Annotated in this window: 30 protein-coding genes; 29 read left to right on the top strand and 1 reads right to left on the bottom strand. The window is 69.5% G+C overall.

Annotation, left to right across the window (positions count from 1 at the left end):
• The first annotated feature begins 65 nt into the window (after positions 1–65).
• From rplB to truA, 29 genes are all read left to right on the top strand, one after another.
• The gene (rplB, locus tag AB0J39_RS23860; protein WP_363468322.1) at positions 66–902 is read left to right on the top strand and encodes a 50S ribosomal protein L2; all 837 of its coding nucleotides are present in this window, start codon (positions 66–68) and stop codon (positions 900–902) included.
• A gap of 11 nt (positions 903–913) precedes the next feature.
• The gene (gene rpsS / locus AB0J39_RS23855; protein ID WP_055506384.1) at positions 914–1,192 is read left to right on the top strand and encodes a 30S ribosomal protein S19; all 279 of its coding nucleotides are present in this window, start codon (positions 914–916) and stop codon (positions 1,190–1,192) included.
• A 33-nt stretch (positions 1,193–1,225) separates the two neighbouring features.
• A complete protein-coding gene (rplV, locus tag AB0J39_RS23850) occupies positions 1,226–1,579 on the top strand; it encodes a 50S ribosomal protein L22 (protein ID WP_079319864.1) in 354 nt (117 codons plus the stop codon).
• Positions 1,579–2,427: a 30S ribosomal protein S3 gene (gene rpsC, locus AB0J39_RS23845; protein WP_363468319.1), complete on the top strand. Its 849-nt coding sequence runs from the start codon at positions 1,579–1,581 to the stop codon at positions 2,425–2,427. Before rplV ends, rpsC begins: the two co-directional genes overlap by 1 nt.
• Positions 2,428–2,429: 2 nt before the next feature.
• Positions 2,430–2,849, top strand: a complete 420-nt coding sequence (rplP, locus tag AB0J39_RS23840) for a 50S ribosomal protein L16 (RefSeq protein WP_030508327.1) — start codon at positions 2,430–2,432, stop codon at positions 2,847–2,849.
• Complete coding sequence (gene rpmC, locus AB0J39_RS23835; protein WP_030508328.1) at positions 2,849–3,085, top strand: 50S ribosomal protein L29; 237 nt, start codon at positions 2,849–2,851, stop codon at positions 3,083–3,085. The genes rplP and rpmC overlap by 1 nt, the downstream gene beginning before the upstream one ends.
• Positions 3,078–3,365 carry a 30S ribosomal protein S17 gene (gene rpsQ / locus AB0J39_RS23830; protein ID WP_346225635.1) on the top strand — a complete coding sequence of 96 codons (288 nt, stop codon included), beginning with the start codon at positions 3,078–3,080 and terminating at the stop codon, positions 3,363–3,365. Before rpmC ends, rpsQ begins: the two co-directional genes overlap by 8 nt.
• A gap of 190 nt (positions 3,366–3,555) precedes the next feature.
• Positions 3,556–3,924, top strand: a complete 369-nt coding sequence (rplN, locus tag AB0J39_RS23825) for a 50S ribosomal protein L14 (protein WP_030508330.1) — start codon at positions 3,556–3,558, stop codon at positions 3,922–3,924.
• Between the two features lie 8 nt (positions 3,925–3,932).
• Entirely contained in the window at positions 3,933–4,232 is a 300-nt protein-coding gene (gene rplX / locus AB0J39_RS23820) for a 50S ribosomal protein L24 (protein ID WP_363468331.1), read from the top strand.
• On the top strand, positions 4,232–4,801 hold the full coding sequence (rplE, locus tag AB0J39_RS23815; RefSeq protein WP_030508332.1) for a 50S ribosomal protein L5: 570 nt from the start codon (positions 4,232–4,234) through the stop codon (positions 4,799–4,801). Before rplX ends, rplE begins: the two co-directional genes overlap by 1 nt.
• A 2-nt stretch (positions 4,802–4,803) precedes the next feature.
• Entirely contained in the window at positions 4,804–4,989 is a 186-nt protein-coding gene (locus AB0J39_RS23810; RefSeq protein ID WP_030451489.1) for a type Z 30S ribosomal protein S14, read from the top strand.
• Between the two features lie 110 nt (positions 4,990–5,099).
• A complete protein-coding gene (gene rpsH, locus AB0J39_RS23805) occupies positions 5,100–5,498 on the top strand; it encodes a 30S ribosomal protein S8 (protein ID WP_111699902.1) in 399 nt (132 codons plus the stop codon).
• 18 nt (positions 5,499–5,516) lie between these two features.
• A complete protein-coding gene (gene rplF, locus AB0J39_RS23800; RefSeq protein WP_363468316.1) occupies positions 5,517–6,059 on the top strand; it encodes a 50S ribosomal protein L6 in 543 nt (180 codons plus the stop codon).
• 2 nt (positions 6,060–6,061) lie between these two features.
• Positions 6,062–6,445, top strand: coding sequence for a 50S ribosomal protein L18 (gene rplR, locus AB0J39_RS23795; protein ID WP_363468314.1), 384 nt, complete (start codon positions 6,062–6,064; stop codon positions 6,443–6,445).
• 64 nt (positions 6,446–6,509) lie between these two features.
• A complete protein-coding gene (gene rpsE / locus AB0J39_RS23790; protein ID WP_030508336.1) occupies positions 6,510–7,142 on the top strand; it encodes a 30S ribosomal protein S5 in 633 nt (210 codons plus the stop codon).
• 2 nt (positions 7,143–7,144) lie between these two features.
• The gene (rpmD, locus tag AB0J39_RS23785) at positions 7,145–7,327 is read left to right on the top strand and encodes a 50S ribosomal protein L30 (protein WP_079319858.1); all 183 of its coding nucleotides are present in this window, start codon (positions 7,145–7,147) and stop codon (positions 7,325–7,327) included.
• 2 nt (positions 7,328–7,329) lie between these two features.
• A complete protein-coding gene (gene rplO / locus AB0J39_RS23780) occupies positions 7,330–7,785 on the top strand; it encodes a 50S ribosomal protein L15 (protein WP_346225631.1) in 456 nt (151 codons plus the stop codon).
• 181 nt (positions 7,786–7,966) lie between these two features.
• Positions 7,967–9,274, top strand: a complete 1,308-nt coding sequence (gene secY / locus AB0J39_RS23775; RefSeq protein ID WP_363468311.1) for a preprotein translocase subunit SecY — start codon at positions 7,967–7,969, stop codon at positions 9,272–9,274.
• Positions 9,274–9,927, top strand: a complete 654-nt coding sequence (locus AB0J39_RS23770) for an adenylate kinase (RefSeq protein ID WP_363468309.1) — start codon at positions 9,274–9,276, stop codon at positions 9,925–9,927. Before secY ends, AB0J39_RS23770 begins: the two co-directional genes overlap by 1 nt.
• 87 nt (positions 9,928–10,014) lie before the next feature.
• Positions 10,015–10,842, top strand: a complete 828-nt coding sequence (map, locus tag AB0J39_RS23765) for a type I methionyl aminopeptidase (RefSeq protein WP_363468307.1) — start codon at positions 10,015–10,017, stop codon at positions 10,840–10,842.
• 68 nt (positions 10,843–10,910) lie between these two features.
• Positions 10,911–11,366 carry a DUF1707 domain-containing protein gene (locus tag AB0J39_RS23760; protein ID WP_363468305.1) on the top strand — a complete coding sequence of 152 codons (456 nt, stop codon included), beginning with the start codon at positions 10,911–10,913 and terminating at the stop codon, positions 11,364–11,366.
• Between the two features lie 433 nt (positions 11,367–11,799).
• On the top strand, positions 11,800–12,021 hold the full coding sequence (gene infA / locus AB0J39_RS23755; protein ID WP_030508344.1) for a translation initiation factor IF-1: 222 nt from the start codon (positions 11,800–11,802) through the stop codon (positions 12,019–12,021).
• 45 nt (positions 12,022–12,066) lie between these two features.
• On the top strand, positions 12,067–12,180 hold the full coding sequence (gene rpmJ / locus AB0J39_RS23750; protein ID WP_003956441.1) for a 50S ribosomal protein L36: 114 nt from the start codon (positions 12,067–12,069) through the stop codon (positions 12,178–12,180).
• A gap of 224 nt (positions 12,181–12,404) precedes the next feature.
• Positions 12,405–12,785, top strand: a complete 381-nt coding sequence (gene rpsM / locus AB0J39_RS23745) for a 30S ribosomal protein S13 (RefSeq protein WP_169951815.1) — start codon at positions 12,405–12,407, stop codon at positions 12,783–12,785.
• 34 nt (positions 12,786–12,819) lie between these two features.
• Positions 12,820–13,224, top strand: coding sequence for a 30S ribosomal protein S11 (gene rpsK, locus AB0J39_RS23740; RefSeq protein ID WP_020542285.1), 405 nt, complete (start codon positions 12,820–12,822; stop codon positions 13,222–13,224).
• A 20-nt stretch (positions 13,225–13,244) separates the two neighbouring features.
• The gene (gene rpsD / locus AB0J39_RS23735; protein WP_142563118.1) at positions 13,245–13,871 is read left to right on the top strand and encodes a 30S ribosomal protein S4; all 627 of its coding nucleotides are present in this window, start codon (positions 13,245–13,247) and stop codon (positions 13,869–13,871) included.
• A gap of 155 nt (positions 13,872–14,026) precedes the next feature.
• The gene (locus tag AB0J39_RS23730; RefSeq protein WP_030508347.1) at positions 14,027–15,043 is read left to right on the top strand and encodes a DNA-directed RNA polymerase subunit alpha; all 1,017 of its coding nucleotides are present in this window, start codon (positions 14,027–14,029) and stop codon (positions 15,041–15,043) included.
• A gap of 149 nt (positions 15,044–15,192) precedes the next feature.
• Positions 15,193–15,705 carry a 50S ribosomal protein L17 gene (gene rplQ / locus AB0J39_RS23725; RefSeq protein ID WP_363468302.1) on the top strand — a complete coding sequence of 171 codons (513 nt, stop codon included), beginning with the start codon at positions 15,193–15,195 and terminating at the stop codon, positions 15,703–15,705.
• Between the two features lie 94 nt (positions 15,706–15,799).
• Positions 15,800–16,690, top strand: coding sequence for a tRNA pseudouridine(38-40) synthase TruA (gene truA, locus AB0J39_RS23720; protein WP_363468300.1), 891 nt, complete (start codon positions 15,800–15,802; stop codon positions 16,688–16,690).
• 147 nt (positions 16,691–16,837) lie between these two features.
• Here the strand turns inward: truA and AB0J39_RS23715 are convergent, their stop codons facing one another.
• Positions 16,838–19,282 (bottom strand): hypothetical protein, encoded by a 2,445-nt coding sequence (locus tag AB0J39_RS23715; protein WP_363468298.1) that lies wholly within the window; start codon positions 19,280–19,282, stop codon positions 16,838–16,840.
• Positions 19,283–20,014 lie beyond the last annotated feature (732 nt).

Genomic DNA, 20,014 nt, shown 5'->3' with positions numbered 1-20,014 from the left:
CGCCGGGGGGACCGCCGTGAGGCGGACCCCGACCGGCACGAACCGACGAAGGATGAACGAAAAAGATGGGCATCCGTAAGTACAAGCCGACGACACCGGGTCGTCGCGGCGCGAGCGTCTCGGACTTCGCCGAGATCACGCGCAGCACTCCGGAGAAGTCGCTGCTTGCCCCCCTGCACAGCAAGGGCGGCCGCAACGTCCACGGCCGGGTGACCGCCCGGCACCAGGGAGGCGGGCACAAGCGCGCCTACCGGATCATCGACTTCCGCCGCCACGACAAGGACGGGATCCCGGCCAAGGTCGCGCACATCGAGTACGACCCCAACCGCACCTCCCGCATCGCGCTGCTGCACTACGCCGACGGCGAGAAGCGCTACATCCTCGCTCCGGCCGGCCTCAAGCAGGGGGACCGGATCGAGAACGGCCCCACGGCCGACATCAAGCCGGGCAACTGCCTGCCGCTGCGCAACATTCCGACCGGTACCTTCATCCACGCGGTGGAGCTGCGTCCCGGTGGCGGGGCCAAGCTCGGCCGCAGCGCCGGCGCGCAGATCCAGCTGCTCGCCAAGGAGGGCATGTACGCCACGCTGCGTATGCCGTCCGGAGAAATGCGCCAGGTCGACGTGCGCTGCCGGGCCTCGGTGGGCCAGGTGGGCAACGCCGAGCAGTCCAACATCAACATCGGCAAGGCCGGCCGCAACCGCTGGAAGGGCAAGCGCCCCACGGTCCGCGGTGTCGCCATGAACCCGGTCGACCACCCGCACGGTGGTGGTGAGGGCAAGACCTCCGGTGGTCGCCACCCGGTGAACCCGAAGGGCAAGCCCGAGGGCCGCACGCGGCAGCCGAACAAGCCGAGCGACCGGCTGATCATCCGTCGTCGGAGCAAGAGGAAGAAGCGGTAGGAGCAGCCGATATGCCACGTAGTCTTAAGAAGGGTCCCTTCGTGGACGACCACCTGCAGAAGAAGGTGGACGCCCAGAACGAGAAGGGCACCAAGAACGTCATCAAGACGTGGTCGCGGCGCTCCATGATCGTGCCCGACATGATCGGCCACACGATCGCCGTGCACGACGGCCGCAAGCACGTTCCGGTGTTCGTCACCGACTCGATGATCGGCCACAAGCTCGGTGAGTTCGCCCCCACGCGGACGTTCCGCAGCCACGTCAAGGAAGACCGCCGCAGCCGGCGGTAAGCGCCTTCAAGCCAGCAGTTAGAGGAGAAAGCGATGGAAGCCAGGGCACAGGCGCGGTACGCGCGCCACACGCCCCGGAAGGCCCGCCGTGTGGTGGACCTCATTCGCGGACTGCCCGCTTCGGAGGCGCAGGCCGTGCTGCAGTTCGCTCCCCAGGCGGCGAGCGAGACCGTTTACAAGGTGCTCTCGAGCGCGATCGCGAACGCTGAGCACAACTTCAAGCTCGACCGGGACACGCTCTTCGTGAGCCGGGCGTGGGTCGACGAGGGCCCGACGCTCAAGCGCTTCCGCCCGCGTGCCCAGGGTCGTGCCTATCGGATCAACAAGCGGACGAGCCACATCACCGTGATCGTGGAGTCCCGCGAGCCGAAGGGAAGGACCCGCTAGTGGGCCAGAAGGTTAACCCGCACGGGTTCCGCCTCGGCATCACGACCGACTTCAAGAGCCGGTGGTACGCCGACAAGCTGTACAAGTCGTACGTCGCCGAGGACGTGGCGATCCGTCGCATGCTGCAGAAGGGCATGGAGCGGGCCGGCATCTCCAAGGTCGAGATCGAGCGCACGACCGACCGCGTCCAGGTCGACATCCACACCGCCCGGCCGGGCATCGTCATCGGCCGTCGCGGCGCCGAGGCCGACCGTATCCGCGGCGACCTGGAGAAGCTGACCAAGAAGCAGGTCCAGCTGAACATCCTCGAGGTGAAGAACCCCGAGATCGACGCGCAGCTCGTCGCGCAGGGCGTGGCCGAGCAGCTGTCCAGCCGCGTCTCGTTCCGCCGGGCCATGCGTAAGGCCATGCAGTCCGCCATGAAGAGCGGGGCCAAGGGCATCCGTGTCCAGTGCTCCGGCCGTCTCGGCGGCGCCGAGATGTCGCGCTCGGAGTTCTACCGCGAGGGCCGCGTGCCCCTGCACACGCTCCGGGCCGACGTGGACTTCGGCTTCTACGAGGCCCGCACCACCTTCGGCCGCATCGGCGTGAAGGTGTGGATCTACAAGGGCGAGGCCCCGACCAGCCGCTCCGAGCGGGAGGCGGCCGCGGCCGGTGCCCGCGCGAGCCAGCGTCGTGAGCGTGACGACCGTCGCGGTGGTGCGGGCGAGCGTCCGCGTCGTGGTGGCGGCGACCGTCCGCGTCGCGGCGGCGCGGGCCGTACCGACCGTGCACCCAGGACTGAGGCGGCCGCGCAGGCTGCCCCCGAGACCGGCCCGGCGGAGCAGCCGGGTGCTGAAGGGAGCTGACCATGCTGATCCCGCGCAGGGTCAAGCACCGTAAGCAGCACCGGCCCGACCGCAGCGGCGCCGCCAAGGGCGGCACCCGGGTCGTCTTCGGCGAGTTCGGCATTCAGGCGCTTGAGCACTCCTACGTGACCAACCGCCAGATCGAGGCCGCACGTATCGCCATGACCCGGCACATCCGCCGTGGTGGCAAGGTGTGGATCAACATCTTCCCGGACCGTCCCCTGACGAAGAAGCCGGCCGAGACCCGCATGGGTTCCGGTAAGGGCTCTCCGGAGTGGTGGATCGCCAATGTCAAGCCCGGCCGTGTCATGTTCGAGCTGTCCGGTGTCGCCGAGCCCGTGGCCCGCGAGGCCATGCGGCGCGCGATGCACAAGCTCCCCATGAAGTGCCGTTTCGTCAAGCGTGAAGTGGGTGAGGCGTGATGGCTAAGGGTCTGACCGCCGCGGAGCTGCGAGTCGAGGACCAGGAGGTCCTGGTCCAGAAGCTGAAGGAAGCCAAGGAGGAGCTGTTCAACCTCCGCTTCCAGTCGGCGACCGGGCAGCTGGAGAGCCACGGGCGGCTGCGCGCCGTCCGCCGCGAGATCGCCCGCATCTACACCGTGATGCGCGAGCGCGAGCTCGGGATCGTCACGGTCGAGAAGGAGCCGAGCGATGTCTGAAGCAACCGAGACCCCGACCACCGAGACGCAGCGGAACTACCGCAAGACCCGTGAGGGCCTGGTCGTCAGCGACAAGATGGACAAGACCGTCGTCGTCGCCGTCGAGGACCGCGTCAAGCACCCGCTGTACGGCAAGGTCATCCGCCGTACGACGAAGTACAAGGCCCACGACGAGCAGAACTCCTGCGGCGTCGGCGACCGCGTCCTCCTGATGGAGACCCGGCCGCTGTCGGCCACCAAGCGGTGGCGAGTCGTCGAGATCCTCGAGAAGGCCAAGTAACCTCACATAGACGCGCCTCGTGGGGGGTGGGAGACCCGCCCCCCACGACGGTGTCCAAGGGGCGGGGCCGACTGTCGGCCCTGTCCGCCAGCGGCGGCGGTCGTACGGCTGTCGCCGAGGGAAAAAGACCACATCAGTTCGGCCAGGCTCACCACGAGGGTGAGAACCGGCACGACACACAGGAGTAGACGTGATCCAGCAGGAGTCGCGGCTCAAGGTCGCCGACAACACGGGTGCGAAGGAAATCCTTTGCATCCGCGTGCTCGGCGGCTCGGGTCGGCGCTACGCGGGAATCGGCGACATCATCGTTGGCACGGTGAAGGACGCCATTCCCGGCGGAGGCGTTAAAAAAGGCGACGTTGTCAAGGCTGTCGTGGTGCGCACCGTGAAGGAGCGCCGCCGCCCCGACGGCTCCTACATCCGCTTCGACGAGAACGCCGCGGTCATCATCAAGGACAGCGGCGACCCGCGGGGCACCCGCATCTTCGGCCCGGTCGGCCGTGAACTGCGCGACAAGAAGTTCATGCGCATCATCTCGCTCGCGCCGGAGGTGCTGTGATGCCGAAGCTGCACGTGAAGAAGGGCGACCTCGTCCAGGTCATCGCCGGCAAGGACAAGGGCGCCAAGGGCCGGATCATCGCCGCCTACCCGCGTGACGAGCGCGTGGTGGTCGAGGGCGTGAACATGATCAAGAAGCACTCCAAGGTCACCAACCAGGGCCCGCGCGGCGCTCAGGAGGGCGGCGTGCAGACCATGGAGGCTCCCATCCACGTGAGCAACGTCAAGAAGCTCAAGGATGACGAGAAGAAGCCCGAGAAGAAGGCCGCCGAGAAGGGCGACGCCGAGGCGACGGGTGAGGACAACTGATGACCGCGACCACTGAAGAGCGGACCGTTCCGCGCCTCAAGCAGCGCTACCGCGAGGAGATCATCGCGAAGCTGCGCGAGGAGTTCGGCATCGAGAACATCATGCAGGTGCCCACGATCACCAAGATCAAGGTGAACATGGGCGTCGGCGAGGCCGCTCGCGACTCGAAGCTCATCGAGGGCGCCGTGCGCGACCTCACCGCCATCACGGGCCAGAAGCCGGCCGTCGCCCGCGCCCGCAAGTCCATCGCGCAGTTCAAGCTGCGCGAGGGCATGCCGATCGGCGCGCACGTGACGCTGCGCGGCGACCGTATGTGGGAGTTCCTCGACCGCCTGCTGTCCCTGGCGCTGCCGCGTATCCGGGACTTCCGCGGCCTGTCGCCGAAGCAGTTCGACGGCAACGGCAACTACACCTTCGGCCTCACCGAGCAGGTCATGTTCCACGAGGTGGACCAGGACAAGGTCGACCGGCAGCGGGGCATGGACATCACGGTCGTGACCACCGCGAAGAACGACGAGCAGGGCCGGGCGCTGCTGAAGCTCCTCGGTTTCCCCTTCAAGGAGGCCTGATCATGGCGAAGACGTCGCTGAAGGTCAAGGCAGCGCGCAAGCAGAAGTTCGAGGTCCGGGCGTACACTCGTTGCTCCCGCTGCGGCCGTCCCCGCGCTGTCTACCGCAAGTTCGGGCTGTGCCGCGTGTGCTTCCGCGAGATGGCGCACCGGGGCGAGCTGCCCGGCATCACCAAGTCGAGCTGGTAAGCCCTCGCGGGCCAGCCGTACAGAAGTCTTATCAACCGGGCGCTGACCACAGCGCCCACGACCACACCGAAGGTCCCATCGGGAAACCGCGGTGAGGAAGGCCACCGGCCATGACGATGACCGACCCGATCGCAGACATGCTGACGCGTCTGCGGAACGCGAACTCGGCCTATCACGACACCGTGAGCATGCCTTACTCGAAGATCAAGGCACACATCGCGGAGATCCTCCAGCAGGAGGGCTACATCCAGGGCTGGAGCGTCGAGGACGCGAAGGTCGGCAAGAACCTCGTGATGGAGCTGAAGTTCGGCCCCACCCGCGAGCGCTCCATCGCCGGCCTGCGCCGGGTGTCGAAGCCCGGTCTGCGGGTCTATGCAAAGAAGGACAACCTGCCCCGCGTTCTGGGCGGTCTGGGCGTCGCGATCATCTCGACGTCCGGCGGTCTGATGACGGACCGGCAGGCGAGCAAGCGTGGAGTGGGCGGGGAAGTCCTCGCCTACGTCTGGTAACGAGGGGAGGAACTCAGCATGTCGCGAATCGGACGGCTGCCCATCCCCGTACCGGCGGGTGTCGACATCACGATCGACGGCCGGGCGGTCCAGGTCAAGGGGCCCAAGGGCACGCTCACTCACACGGTCGCCGAGCCCATCGAGGTCTCGCGTGGCGAGGACGGCAACATCGCCGTCACCCGCCCGAACGACGAGAACAAGGTTCGTGCGCTGCACGGCCTGTCGCGCACGCTCATCGCCAACATGGTGGCGGGTGTCACGCAGGGCTACACGAAGACGCTGGAGATCGTCGGCGTCGGTTACCGCGTCGCGGCCAAGGGCCCGACGCAGCTGGAGTTCTCGCTGGGCTTCAGCCACCCGGTGATCGTCGACGCGCCCGAGGGCGTCTCCTTCCGTGTCGAGAAGCCGACCCTGTTCCACGTGGACGGCATCGACAAGCAGAAGGTCGGCGAGGTCGCCGCGAACATCAGGAAGCTGCGCAAGCCGGACCCGTACAAGGGCAAGGGCGTGCGCTACCAGGGCGAGGTTGTCCGCCGCAAGGTCGGAAAGGCTGGTAAGTAGGCATGGCTGGAAAGGCTGCGTTCGGCAAGCACACGGCCGCCCGCACGGTCTCCCGGGCCCGCCGGCACAACCGCGTCCGCAAGAACGTGTTCGGCACGGCCGAGCGTCCGCGTCTGGTCGTCAACCGGTCCACGCGTCACCTGTTCGTGCAGATCGTCGACGACACCCAGGGCCACACGCTGGTGAGCGCCTCCACCATGGACGCCTCCCTGCGCGGCGCCGAGGGTGACAAGACCGAGAAGGCGAAGAAGGTCGGCGAGCTTCTCGCTCAGCGGGCCAAGACCGCCGGGATCACCGCTGTCGTGTTCGACCGCGGTGGCAACCGCTACGCGGGGCGGATCGCCGCTCTCGCGGACAGCGCCCGTGAAGGCGGGCTGGAGTTCTGATGGCTCCGGTCCGAGGGTCGCGCCTCATGACCCGTCCCAAGAGCAACGAGAAGAGGAACCACTGATGGCTGCAGCTCCGCGTCGCGGTGCCGGCGGCGGTGGCGAGCGGCGTGACCGTCGTGATGACCGCCGCGGTGGCGCCGCAGACAAGGGCGTCTCGTACATCGAGCGCGTCGTAAAGATCAACCGAGTGGCGAAGGTCGTCCAGGGCGGCCGGCGCTTCAGCTTCACCGCGCTGGTCATCGTCGGCGACGGCAACGGCCTCGTCGGGGTCGGCTACGGCAAGGCCAAGGAGGTGCCCGCGGCGATCGCCAAGGGCGTCGAGGAGGCCAAGAAGCACTTCTTCAAGGTCCCGCGCATCCAGGGCACCATCCCGCACCCGGTGCAGGGCGAGGACGCCGCCGGCGTCGTCCTCCTGCGTCCGGCCTCGCCCGGTACGGGCGTCATCGCGGGTGGCCCGGTCCGCGCGGTCCTGGAGTGCGCCGGGATCCACGACGTGCTGTCCAAGTCGCTCGGCTCGGACAACCCGATCAACATCGTGCACGCCACCGTGGCGGCTCTGAAGGGCCTCAGCAGGCCCGAGGAGATCGCCGCCCGGCGTGGCCTGCCGATCGAGGACGTCGCTCCCAAGGCCATGCTGAAGGCTCGCGCCGAGGGCCTGGCCGAGGCGGCGGCTGCCGCGAAGGCGGTGAGCTAGCGATGGCTCGCCTGAAGATCACCCAGACCCGGTCCAAGATCGGCGGCCAGCAGAACCAGCGTGACTCGCTGCGTTCGCTGGGCCTGAAGCGAATCGGCGACGTGGTCGTCAAGGAGGACCGTCCCGAGATCCGGGGCATGGTCGCCAAGGTGTCGCACCTCGTCGAGGTTGAGGAGGTCGACTAGTCATGACCGAGAACGCTCCGCTCAAGATCCACGACCTCCGTCCGGCCCCCGGCTCCAACAAGGCCAAGACCCGCAAGGGCCGTGGCGAGGGCTCCAAGGGCAAGACGGCCGGCCGTGGCACCAAGGGCACCCGGGCCCGTACGGCAGTCATGCCGGGCTTTGAAGGCGGCCAGGTCCCGCTCCAGCGGCGGCTGCCGAAGTTGAAGGGCTTCTCCAACGCCCTGTTCAAGACGACCTACCAGGTCGTCAACCTGGACAGGCTCGGGGAGCTGTTCCCCCAGGGCGGCGACGTCACGCTCGACGACCTGGTGGCCAAGGGTGCGGTCCGCAAGAACCAGCCCGTTAAGGTGCTGGGCACCGGCGAGATCTCCGTGGCGGTGAACGTGCAGGCGCACGCCTTCTCCGCCAGCGCGAAGGAGAAGATCGCCGCGGCCGGTGGCTCGGTCTCCGAGCTGTAGGCATGACGCTGCACGAGGCGCGGAGGTTCGTTATGAGCCTCCGCGCCCGTAGTGCGTTAGAGTTCGCCTGGCACGGGGCTCCATCCGTGCCTGACCAAGCACTCTGGCAGGAAGACATGTCGATGGACGCCTTGCGGGCCATCGCCGACCGTTACCGCGTCACTGGCGCGCAGGAGGGACCGTGCTGACCGCGATTACCCGGGCGTTCCGGACGCCGGACCTGCGCAAGAAGCTGCTCTTCACATTGGGCATCATCGTGCTGTTCCGGCTTGGCTCGGTGCTTCCCACGCCGGGCGTCAACGCCCAGAACGTGGCCCTGTGTCTTGAGCAGGCCCAGGCGGGAGACTCCGGCAACATCTACGGGATGGTGCAGCTCTTCAGCGGCGGCGCCCTGTTGAAACTTTCAGTGTTCGCGCTCGGCATCATGCCGTACATCACCGCGAGCATCATCCTGCAGCTGCTGACGGTGGTGATTCCCCGGTTGGAGGCCCTCAAGAAGGAGGGCCAGTCGGGGACGGCGAAGATCACGCAGTACACACGTTATCTGACCATCGGACTGGCGGTGCTGCAGTCGACGGCGTTCGTCGCACTGGCGCGCAGCGGCCAGCTGTTCCCCAACTGTAACGAGCAGATCCTGCTGAGCCAGGAGGTCTTCCCCCTGGTCACCATGGTGGTCACGATGACCGCGGGTACCGCCGTGATCATGTGGCTGGGCGAGCTCGTCACCGACCGCGGCGTCGGCAACGGCATGTCGATCCTGATCTTCACCCAGGTCATCGCGGTGTTCCCGTCCGAGCTGGTGAACATCTTCCGCCAGAGCCCGTTCAAGTTCGTCATCGTCATGATCGTCGGAATCGTGATGATCGGCGTCGTCGTCTTCATCGAGCAGGCGCAGCGCCGTATCCCGGTGCAGTACGCCAAGCGGATGGTCGGCCGCCGGATGTACGGCGGCACCTCGACCTACATCCCGCTCAAGGTGAACCAGGCGGGCATCATCCCGGTCATCTTCGCCTCGTCGCTGCTGTACCTGCCCCAGCTCCTGGTGACGCTGTTCGGCAACAGCCAGAACCCCAACGTGGTGGTCGACTGGCTGGCCCGGAACCTGGTTCAGGGCGACAGCGCGGTCTACATGGCCGTGTTCTTCGCGATGATCGTGTTCTTCACGTACTTCTACGTGTCCATCACTTTCAACCCCCCTGAAGTGGCCGACAACATGAAGAAGTACGGTGGGTTCATTCCGGGCATCCGCCCGGGCCGGCCGACCGCTGAGTACCTGAGCTACGTGCTCAACAGGCTCACGGCCACGGGCGCTCCGTATCTGGGCTTCATCTCGCTGATCCCGATCATCGCGCTTGGGGCGGTCGGCGCGAGCCAGAACTTCCCGTTCGGAGGGACCAGCATTCTGATCATGGTTGGTGTTGGTCTGGACACGGTCAAGCAGATCGAGAGCCAGCTTCAGCAGCGCAACTACGAGGGCTTCCTGAGATAGTGCGCGTCGTCCTGGTTGGGCCCCCCGGAGCGGGTAAGGGGACGCAGGCCCAGTTCATCGCATCGCACCTGTCGATCCCGAAAATCTCGACAGGCGACATCTTCCGTGCCAACGTCTCCGGCGGCACGGAGCTCGGCAAACTGGCCAAGGAGTACATGGACCGCGGTGATCTCGTCCCCGACGAGGTGACCGTGGCCATGGTCCGCGACCGGCTGGCGGAGGACGACGCGCAGGAGGGCTTCCTCCTGGACGGCTTTCCCCGCAACGTGCCCCAGGCCGAGGTCCTCAAGAAGATGCTGGCCGAGTTCGGCACGGCGCTCGACGTGGTCCTCAACCTGGTCGTCGAGGACGACGAGGTCGTCCGCCGGCTCGCGGGGCGCCGTACGTGCCGTTCCTGCGGCAAGGTGTGGCATGTGCTGTTCGACCCGCCCGCGGTGGAGGGCGTCTGCGACGCCTGCGGCGGGGAGCTCTTCCAGCGGGACGACGACCGCGAGGAGACCATCAGGCGGCGCCTGGAGGTCTATCAGGAGCAGACGTCGCCGCTCATCTCGTTCTACGCCGACGAGGGCATTCTGCAGGGGGTCGACGCGACCGGGCCGGTCGAGGAGATCACTCAGCGGGCGATGTCGGCGCTGCGACGGTTCGCCGACTGAACCATTACCGCGGCCGGGAACGCCACTCCACTCCATGGGGTGGCGTTCAGGCTTATATGGGACAATTTCGGCAGGGGGTGTGACTACGTGTTCAAAAAGAACCGGCACGGAATTCAGATCAAGAGCGCGGAGCAACTGGAGAAGATGCGCGCGGCCGGCCTGGTCGTCGGCCGGACGCTGGAGTTGCTCCGGACGTCGGTCCGGCCCGGGATGACGCCGCTGGACCTCGACGCCATCGCCGAGGAGGCGATCCGGAGCGAGGGCGCGATCCCGTCGTTCAAGGGTTACCAGGGCTTCCCCGCCACGATCTGCGCTTCCGTGAACGACGAGGTCGTCCACGGCATCCCCACCGACCGCCGCGCGCTGCGCGAGGGCGACATCATCTCCATCGACTGCGGCGCGATCCTCGACGGGTGGCACGGGGACTCCGCGATCACCGTGGGGATCGGAGAGGTGGACCCGAAGCTGACCGAGCTCATGCGGGTGACCGAGGAGGCCATGTGGCGGGGCATCGCGGCCCTGCGGGTCGGCGGGCACCTGAGCGACATCGGCCACCGGATCGAGCAGTACGTGCGCTCTCAGGGCCGCTACGGCATCCCCCAGGAGTACGGCGGGCACGGCATCGGCACCGAGATGCACATGGACCCCTGGGTGGCCAACCACGGCCGTCCGGGGCGGGGCCCCCGCTTCGAGGTGGGCATGTGCTTCGCGGTCGAGCCGATGGTGAACCTCGGCACCGACCGGACCAAGGTGCTGGCCGACGACTGGACCGTCGTCACCCTCGACGGCCGCGCCTCCGCCCACTTCGAGCACAGCGTCGCGGTGACGGAGAACGGCCCGCTGGTCCTCACCGCGCTCGACGGAGGCGCCTCCCGCTTCTCGGGCGCCGGGGCTGAGGCGGGGGAGACCTCCTGACGGCTCCGCCCGTCCTGGCGGCACCTGCACCATAATGGTCATATCGCTCGAACAGCCGGGAGATGGTGATGGCGGCAGCGCCGGAGATGCGGGCCTCGGACGGCGACCGTGACCGGGTCGCCGCGGCGCTGCGCGAGCACGTGGCCGAGGGCAGGCTCACCCTCGACGAGTTCAACGAGCGGCTGGAGCAGGTCTACCAGAGCCGCACGTACGGGGAACTGGCCAGGCTCACCTCCGACCTGCCCGGCATCGACCTGAACCGCCTGCCGGCCGCCGTCGAGCCCGCGCAAGGGTCCCGGCCGGCCCGGCGTGACGAGGACAAGGCGCGGGCGGGTCTGCGGGCCGCCTGGTCCACCTGGGCGGGCGCCAGCGGCGTGAACTGGGTGATCTGGCTCATCGTCGGCCTGTCCTCCGGCCACTTCGTCTATCCGTGGCCGCTGTGGGTGATGGGCCCCTGGGGCGTCATCCTCCTCGTCAACACGATCGCCGGTACGGCCGGGCAGTCCCGGCGGCGCGGCGCCTGAGCCTTCTTCAGGCGCCTGAGCGTTCTTTACCGGAGGGCCGCCGTCGCGGGAGCCGCGGGCGGGTAGATGTCGGGGGTCGCGACGCACGGCACCACTCGGGCCGTGCCCCCGCGGTGATCAGGCCGCACCCGCCCCGTCCCGGCATTTCGGCGGTGCCGGGCGGGCGGGTGCGGTGGTTTCCCTCCACCACGCGATCCGCGCGCGTGGGATTGGCCGCCGGCCTTCGCCGGGGGTACCCTGTGATCTGGTTGTGTAGGGACCCCTGCCGTCGTTTCGCAATTCGGCCCGGGTTGTCGTACACTCCTTTGTCGGTTCACTATGACCTTTGCGCCTAGGCGGCCTGGCTGGTCGCCGCTCTCTGCAAGCGCCCGAAGGTCGCGGCTGCTTAGTGTTCCGAAGCCTCTGACGATCCGATCTGTGAAACGCGAGGGCCATGGCCAAGAAAGACGGCGCCATCGAGATTGAGGGCACTGTTATTGAGTCGCTCCCGAACGCCATGTTCCGGGTGCAGCTCGACAACGGTCACAAGGTCCTGGCCCACATCAGCGGGCGAATGCGGATGCACTACATCAGGATCCTGCCCGATGACCGGGTGGTCGTGGAGCTGAGCCCCTACGACCTGAGTCGCGGACGGATCGTCTACCGGTACAAGTAGCCCGCCCGCCAGCGGGACGGGCCGTATGCGGAACGAATAAGGACTATGAAGGTCAAGCCGAGCGTCAAGAAGATCTGCGACAAGTGCAAGGTGATTCGCCGGCACGGTCGTGTCATGGTGATCTGCGACAACCTGCGCCACAAGCAGCGCCAGGGCTGAGCCCAGCTCTCAGTACGTCGCCACCAGGCCCCTGCTGAGTCCGCCCATGTGGCGGGCTCGAGCCGCGTGAGGGCCGGAACAACGAAATCGCGTCACACACCCGCGCAGGCGGCGCAAGCCGTACCACGCGGGAGACCCCCGGTCGGAGGCCGGGGCCCTCGCCCGGGCATGGGAGGGGAAGTGCGGCGCAAGACCTCCGCCACATTGAAGGAGAATGCCCGACCATGGCCCGCCTGGTTGGCGTCGACCTCCCCCGCGACAAGCGGCTGGAGATCGCTCTCACCTATGTTTTCGGAATCGGCCGCACCCGCGCCAAGGAGATCCTTGACGCGACCGGCATCAGCCCCGACCTGCGCGTCCACCAGCTCACGGACGCCGAGCTCGTCCCGATGCGTGACTTCATCGAGGCGAACTACAAGATCGAGGGCGACCTCCGCCGCGAGATTCAGGCCGACATCCGACGCAAGATCGAGATCGGCTGTTACCAGGGCATCCGGCACCGCAAGGGGCTGCCTGTCCACGGTCAGCGGACGCAGACGAACGCGCGTACCCGCAAGGGTAAGAAGAAGACCGTTGCCGGCAAGAAGAAGCCGGGCAAGAAGTAGTCCTTAGCAGCCACTGCCAGGAGATAGCGCTTAAATGCCGCCGAAGAGCCGCCAGGGCGCACCGAAGAAGGTGCGCCGCAAGGAAAAGAAGAACGTCGCTCACGGGCACGCCCACATCAAGAGCACGTTCAACAACACCATCGTTTCGATCACCGACCCGAACGGGAACGTGATCTCCTGGGCCAGCGCCGGCCACGTCGGGTTCAAGGGCTCCCGCAAGTCCACCCCGTTCGCCGCCCAGATGGCTGCCGAGAACGCCGCCCGCCGCGCCATGGAGCACGGCATGCGGAAGGTCGACGTCTTCGTCAAGGGCCCCGGCTCCGGCCGTGAGACCGCGATCCGTTCGCTGCAGGCGACCGGCCTCGAGGTCGGGTCCATCCAGGACGTGACCCCGGTTCCGCACAACGGCTGCCGTCCGCCCAAGCGCCGTCGCGTCTGAGCTCAGGAGAGTAGAGAGAAATGGCTCGTTACACGGGTCCGGACTGCAAGCTCTGCCGCCGTGAGAAGACCAAGCTCTTCCTCAAGGGCAAGAAGTGCGAGTCCGCCAAGTGCCCCATCGAGATCCGCCCGTACCCGCCGGGTGAGCACGGCCGCGGCCGTCCGAAGGAGTCGGAGTACCAGCTCCAGCTCCGTGAGAAGCAGAAGACCCGCCGCATCTACGGCGTCCTCGAGAAGCAGTTCCACAACTACTACGAGGAAGCCAACCGCAAGGCCGGCAAGACGGGTGAGAACCTCCTCCAGATCCTGGAGAGCCGTCTCGACAACGTGGTCTACCGCGCCGGCTTCGCCGAGTCGCGTGACGCGGCCCGCCAGCAGGTGCGCCACGGCCACTTCCTCGTGAACGGCAAGAAGGTCGACATCCCGTCGTACCGCGTCCGCGAGCACGACATCATCGAGGTCCGCGAGAAGTCGCGCAACCTGCTCCCGTACGAGGTGGCCCGCGCGACCGCCGGCGACAAGACCGTCCCGGCCTGGCTGGGCGTCTCCGCCGAGAACATGCGCATCCTCGTGCACCAGCTCCCGGTCCGCCAGCAGATCGACACGCTGGTCCAGGAGCAGCTCATCGTCGAGCTCTACTCCAAGTAGTAGGGGCCCGGCATTTAATGACGCCGTGCGGCCGGTACACTCCCGGCCGTACGGCATCATGGTTGTAGGCGAGCGGCGTCAAATAGCGGGCGTCGCCGTAACCCAGGGACCCCTCGTCCACGGTGGCGGGGCCGTCCCGGATCCAGGAGATCCAGATGCTCATCGCACAGCGCCCGAGCCTCCAGGAGGAGTCGCTCGAGGAGCACCGGTCCAGGTTCATCATCGAGCCGCTCGAGCCGGGCTTCGGCTACACCATCGGCAACTCGCTGCGGCGCACGCTGCTGTCCTCCATCCCGGGGGCGGCGGTCACCAGCATCCGCATCGAGGGCGTGCTCCACGAGTTCTCGACCGTGCCCGGGGTCAAGGAAGACGTCACCGACATCATCCTGAACCTCAAGTCGCTGGTCGTCTCCTCCGAGCACGACGAGCCCGTGGTCATGTACCTGCGCAAGCAGGGCCCCGGTGAGGTCACCGCCGCCGACATCGCGCCTCCGGCCGGTGTCGAGGTGCACAACCCCGACCTGCACATCGCCACGCTGAACGGCAAGGCGAAGCTGGAGATGGAGCTGACCGTCGAGCGCGGCCGCGGCTACGTCTCCGCCGCGCAGAACAAGCAGCCGGGTCAGGAGATCGGCCGGATTCCGATCGACTCGATCTACTCCCCGGTGCTCAAGGTCACCTACAAGGTCGAGGCCACCCGTGTCGAGCAGCGCACGGACTTCGACCGCCTCATCCTCGACGTCGAGACCAAGCCGTCCATGAAGCCCCGCGACGCGGTGGCCTCGGCCGGCAAGACCCTGGTCGAGCTGTTCGGCCTGGCCCGCGAGCTCAACGTGGAGGCCGAGGGCATCGACATCGGCCCGTCGCCGACGGACGCGGCTCTCGCGGCCGACCTGGCGCTGCCGATCGAGGAGCTCAACCTCACCGTCCGCTCGTACAACTGCCTCAAGCGCGAGGGCATCCACACCGTGGGTGAGCTCGTCGCCCGCAGCGAGCAGGACCTGCTGGACATCCGCAACTTCGGCGCCAAGTCGATCGAAGAGGTCAAGCAGAAGCTGCACGAGATGGGCCTGGCTCTCAAGGACTCCCCGCCCGGGTTCGACCCCTCCGCCGTGGCCGGCGGCGGGTACGACGACGAGGACGGCGGGTTCATCGAGACCGAGCAGTACTGAGCGTCCGTCTCACCAGTAGTGCCACCTCCGTCTCGTGCCGCCCTTCCGGGGCGGCATGAGACGGCGATGACAAGTCACGACCGGTACGCCGGTCGGCCCGACCCCGGTACCTGACACGGCCGGAGCGGGTTATCCATGAGGAGCATCACATGCCCAAGCCCACCAAGGGCGCCCGCCTCGGCGGCAGCCCCTCCCACGAGCGGCTGATCCTGGCGAACCTCGCCACCGCGCTGTTCCAGAACGGCCGGATCACCACCACCGAGGCCAAGGCCAGGCGTCTCCGCCCGCTCGCGGAGAAGCTGATCACCAAGGCGAAGAAGGGCGACATCCACAACCGTCGCCAGGTGCTGACGGTCGTCCGCGACAAGGGCGTCGTCCACCACCTCTTCACCGAGATCGCCCCGACGTACGCCGAGCGTCCCGGTGGCTACACCCGGATCACCAAGCTCGGCCCGCGTAAGGGCGACGCTGCCCCCATGGCGGTCATCGAGCTGGTGACCGAGCAGCTGAACCCGGTCCGGGTCTCCCGCACGGCTCCCGCCGCCGAGGCCGCTCCGGCCCCCGCGGAGGTCGAGGAGACGCCGGCGGCGCAGGACGAGGCCGCCGAGAGCACCACCGCCGAGGCCGCCCCGGCGGAGGGCGACAAGAAGGACGAGGCCTGATCCCAGGCTCCGTGAGCGGGCTCAGCTTCCCTTCGGGGGACGCTGGGCCCGCTCTTCTTTTGCGCACCGAACGAGGCACCGTACAAGGGATGTCGTGAGGCGAGAACTGCGGCTGAGGCTGGACCTGGGCTACGACGGCACGGACTTCTCGGGCTGGGCGCGCCAGCCCGGGCGGCGGACCGTGCAGGGGGAGATCGAGGACGCGCTCGGCCGGATCCTGCGCCTGGACGCCCCGCCGCCGCTCACGGTCGCGGGCCGCACCGATGCCGGCGTCCACGCGAGGGGACAGGTGGCGCACGCCGATGTTCCGCTCGCCGCACTGGCCGCCGCCGCCTCCGGGCGCGCCCCCGTCCCGGCGGAGCCGGAGGAGGCGTGGGAGGAGCGCGGCGCTGAGTGGCTCGCTGCGCTGACGAGGCGGCTCGCCGGTGTGCTGCCCCCCGACGTGCGGGTGCACGCCGTCAGCGTGGCCCCAGAAGGCTTCGACGCCCGGTTCTCCGCGCTGTCGAGGCGGTACGGCTACCGGGTCGCCGACGCCCCCGGCGGGGTCGACCCGCTGCGGCGGCGCGAGGTGCTGTGGTACGCCCGGCCGCTGGACGTGGACCTGCTGAACGCGGCCGCCGCCCGGCTTCTGGGCGAGCACGACTTCGCCGCCTTCTGCCGCAGGCGCGAGGGCGCCACCACGATCCGCGAGTTGCAGCGGCTCGACTGGGTCAGGGGAGAGGACGGGATCCTCCTCGCGACGGTGGTCGCCGACGCGTTCTGCCATTCGATGGTCCGGGCGCTGGTCGGGTCGCTGCTGACCGTGGGGGAGGGCAGGCGGCCCGTCGAGTGGCCGGTTGAGGTGCTGGCGCGAGCCGTACGGGATTCGGGCGTGCACGTCGCGCCCGCGCACGGCCTCACGCTGGAGGAGGTGCGCTACCCCGAGCCGGAGGAACTGGCGCGGCGGGCCGCCGCCACCCGCCGCGTGCGCACGTTGAACCGCTGACCGTCGGCCGAGGGGCGTCGGGTCGCCGCGGCACGATGGAACCCGTACCCCACAGCGCCGCCGCCCTCGGCCTGCCGTTGCCCGCGATGCCCTGTGCGCGCGATGCCCTGTACGCGCGATGCCCTGTGCCCGCGAGCGCCGGGATCGTCAGCGGCTCGCGCGCTTCTCGATTACCTTCGCCGTGTTGTCGCGGAAGGCGCCGCTGATCGGCCCGAGGTTCGTGTCGCCCGTCTCCGGCGTGTGGCCGTCCGCGTAGGTGGCGTAGCTGAACACGATGTAGCGGCCCCACACCATGCCCGCGGCGTAGCCACCGGAGATCGACACCTTGTCCGCGCGGCTCTTCTTGTCGCCGTCGAGGCCGCGGAACCAGACGTTCGTACCGAGGTTCTTCGTCTGGTCGACCGCGAGGGCCTCGGTCTTGCCGGGGAGCACGGCGATGCCCGTGGTCACGGCGTACTGGCGCTTGCCGTCGACGTACGTCGCCCTGAGCACCCTGCGGCACTGTTGCTCGGTGAGGGCCTGCGCGAACGCGCCCGCCGCCGCCTTCCCGCAGTCGTCGGTCACGTCGACCTTGACGCGGCGGTACGTCCGCCCGGCCAGCGTCACCTTCTCGTCCGGGAACGCCTCTTCCGACTTGAGGGTCTTGGGGTCGGTCTGTTCGGAGTCGAGGATCGCGGAGGCGACCGTGGAGCTCGGCTGCGGCTCGTCGGAGGGGGGCGCGGTGGTGGCCGCCGGTGTGCGGGCGGCCTGGTCGCCGCCGGGTTCGCCGGAGTACGCGAAGTAGGCGGCGGTGCCGATCGCCCCCACGACGACCACCGCTCCGGCGGCCATCAGGATGCGCTTGACCTTCCCGCCGGACGGGGGAGCGCCGGGGGAGCCCAGCGTCGCCGGGAGGTTGCCCTGGGGGGAGGACGGATCCGGCCCGAATCCGGGCGGAGGCGCCGGCTTGCCCGCCTTGGCGGGCGTCACCGGCGTGAACGCGAACGGGGTGTCGTCGGTCGGCTGCGAGGGCGAACCGGTCGTGGGAGAGGTTGTCGCCATCTGTCCTGAGGTGGGGTTGGGGGAGTCCGCCCCGTCGGCGCCGTCGCTCGCGGACGGGCCCGTGGGCGGCGTGTCGGATGACGCCGCGCCCGGGGGCACGGCGAATGGCGGGACCCCAGTGGAGGACGCCTCGGACGGTGCCTGGGACGCCGCGTCGGCCGGCGTCTCGTCCTGTGTCCCCAGTGGTGTCCCGGACGGTGCGCTGTCCTGCGCCTGACTCGGGGCGCTCGGTGTGTGCGGGTGCGGCGGCGGGAGCAGCGGCTGTGTCGTCCTGTCGGGAGACGCCGGCTGCGGCCCGCCGTGCGCGGTGCTCGGCTCGGGGTACGCCGGAGGGCGGTCCGGTTCGTGTGGTGCGCCGGGTGCCTGGAACCCCTCGGCCGGCGTCACCGCATGGGCGATCTCGGTTCCGAAGCCCGCGGGCGGCCCGGCAGGGCCCGGCGAGGGAGGATACGGCGCCGGCGCGCCCGGTGGCGGGACGCTCTGTCCGGGTACGTCCCGGGTCGGATCGCCCGGTCCGGGCACCCCGGTCGCCGAGGGCTCTCCGGCCGACCACTCCGTGGGAGCGGCGAGCGGCTCCTCACCCGGCCGCGCGTACGGGTTGGGGTCGCCCCCGGCGTCGGGGTGCCGGGTGGGGTCGTCCCCGCTCGCGCCGCCCGGGAGCGGCTGCCCGGCGGAATCGCCGGTCCCGCCCGGTCCCTCGCCGGGCGCGCTGCCCGCAGGCGCACCGGCGTGATGCGGGACATCCGCGGGCGTGCCGTCGAGATCGGGCGTGTTGGTGTGGCCGGGCGCGCTCGTGTGGCCGGGCGCGTCGCCCGATGTGCCGCCGGACGGGTCCGCGGACGCCTGCGCGGCGCCGTGCTCGTCCTGGTAGGCGTGCACAGGGGGCCAGGAAGTGCCTGCGGGCAGCTCTCCCTGCGGGTACGGCTCGCCCGGCAGCCGCGGCGGCCACACGGGGACGTCGCCGGGCTCGCCGGGACGGACCTGGTCGGGGAACGCGGCCCCCTGCGCGTCGGGGGGCTGCGGACCGGGCGCGAGCGGCGCCTGCGACGGGTCCGCCGATGGATACCCCTGGTGGGGCGTCTGCGCCGGGGACCACGCCTCCCCCGCGGACGGCTGCCCTGCGGACGGCTGCCCCGCGACAGGCGCGGGCCCCCATTCGTGGAACGACGGCACGCCGGGCGCCGTCTCACCGGGCTGGGCGGACTGGGGACCGACCGCGTTCTCCTGGTCCGGGCCGTAGAGCACCGGTGCCGTGGGGGTGCCGCCGTGGTGCGGCCAGGCGGATCCTGCGGGGTCCTGCCACGGCTGCCCAGGGGATCCGTCGTACGGCTCCCCGGGGCCGGTATGTCCAGCGCCGATCTGTCCGGTGCCCATCTGTCCCTGGGGGCCCGTGTCGTACGGCGAGGGGGACGCGCCGAAGGCGCCGGGAGCCGCCGGTTCGCCGGACGGCGGAGCCGGCCACGTCGTGGGGTCGATGGTGTCACCCGTCCCGGCAGGTACGTGACCCTGCGGCCACTGCGACCCGTCGCCCGAGTGGGGCCAGGAGCTCACGCCGGGGTGTGCCCCGGGCTGTGCACCGGGCTGTGCGACGTACTGCGCACCGGGTTGCGCACCGGGCTGTCCACCTGGCTGTGCGCCGGGCTCGCCGCCCGGGGCCGGCCACGTCTGCGGGGCGCCGGGTGCGGGTGGCTCCTGCTGCCAGGGTTGAGGGGCCGCACCGGCGGGTGGTTCCCAGGCAGGCCCCGGGGCGCCAGGAGGGGGTGGCTCCTGCTGCCACGACTGCGGCATGGGCGGTTCCCAGCCCGGCCCCGCGGCGCCGGGCGGCTGCCATCCCTGTGCGTTCGGACCGGGCGGCGGCTGCCAGGCGGGGTTCGCTCCGTCCGCGGGGGGTTGCCAGGCCGGGTCCGCTCCGTCCGCCGGCGGCTGCCAGGTGTGCGGTCCCCCGCTGTACGCGGGCTGCGGCGGTGGAGGAGGTGGAGGTGGAGTCTGGGGGTACGCAGGGCCGCCCGCGCTCTGGCCGGGGTGCCAGGACGGCGGTCCGGGCTGCCAGGGCGGCGTTCCGGGACCCGGCGTCTGTTCCCAACGCGGGGCGTTCGGGTCCGCCGGCGGGTGTCCGTAGGGGGCGGTGGGGCCGGCCCCCGCGTCAGGGCCCTCCTGCGCCCGGCCCACGGTGCCGGGGCCGGGCGGGGGCTGCCAGGCCGCCACTCCCTGGCCCTCGGGCTGCCAGGGCGGCGTTCCGGGACCCGGCGCCTGCTCCCAACGCGGGGGGTTCGGATCGGCCGG

This window comes from Microbispora sp. NPDC049633 (assembly GCF_040675265.1).
GTDB lineage: Bacteria > Actinomycetota > Actinomycetes > Streptosporangiales > Streptosporangiaceae > Microbispora > Microbispora maris.
The sequence above is the reverse complement of the archived record's forward strand: the minus strand, read 5'-3'. Positions and strand labels throughout refer to the sequence as shown.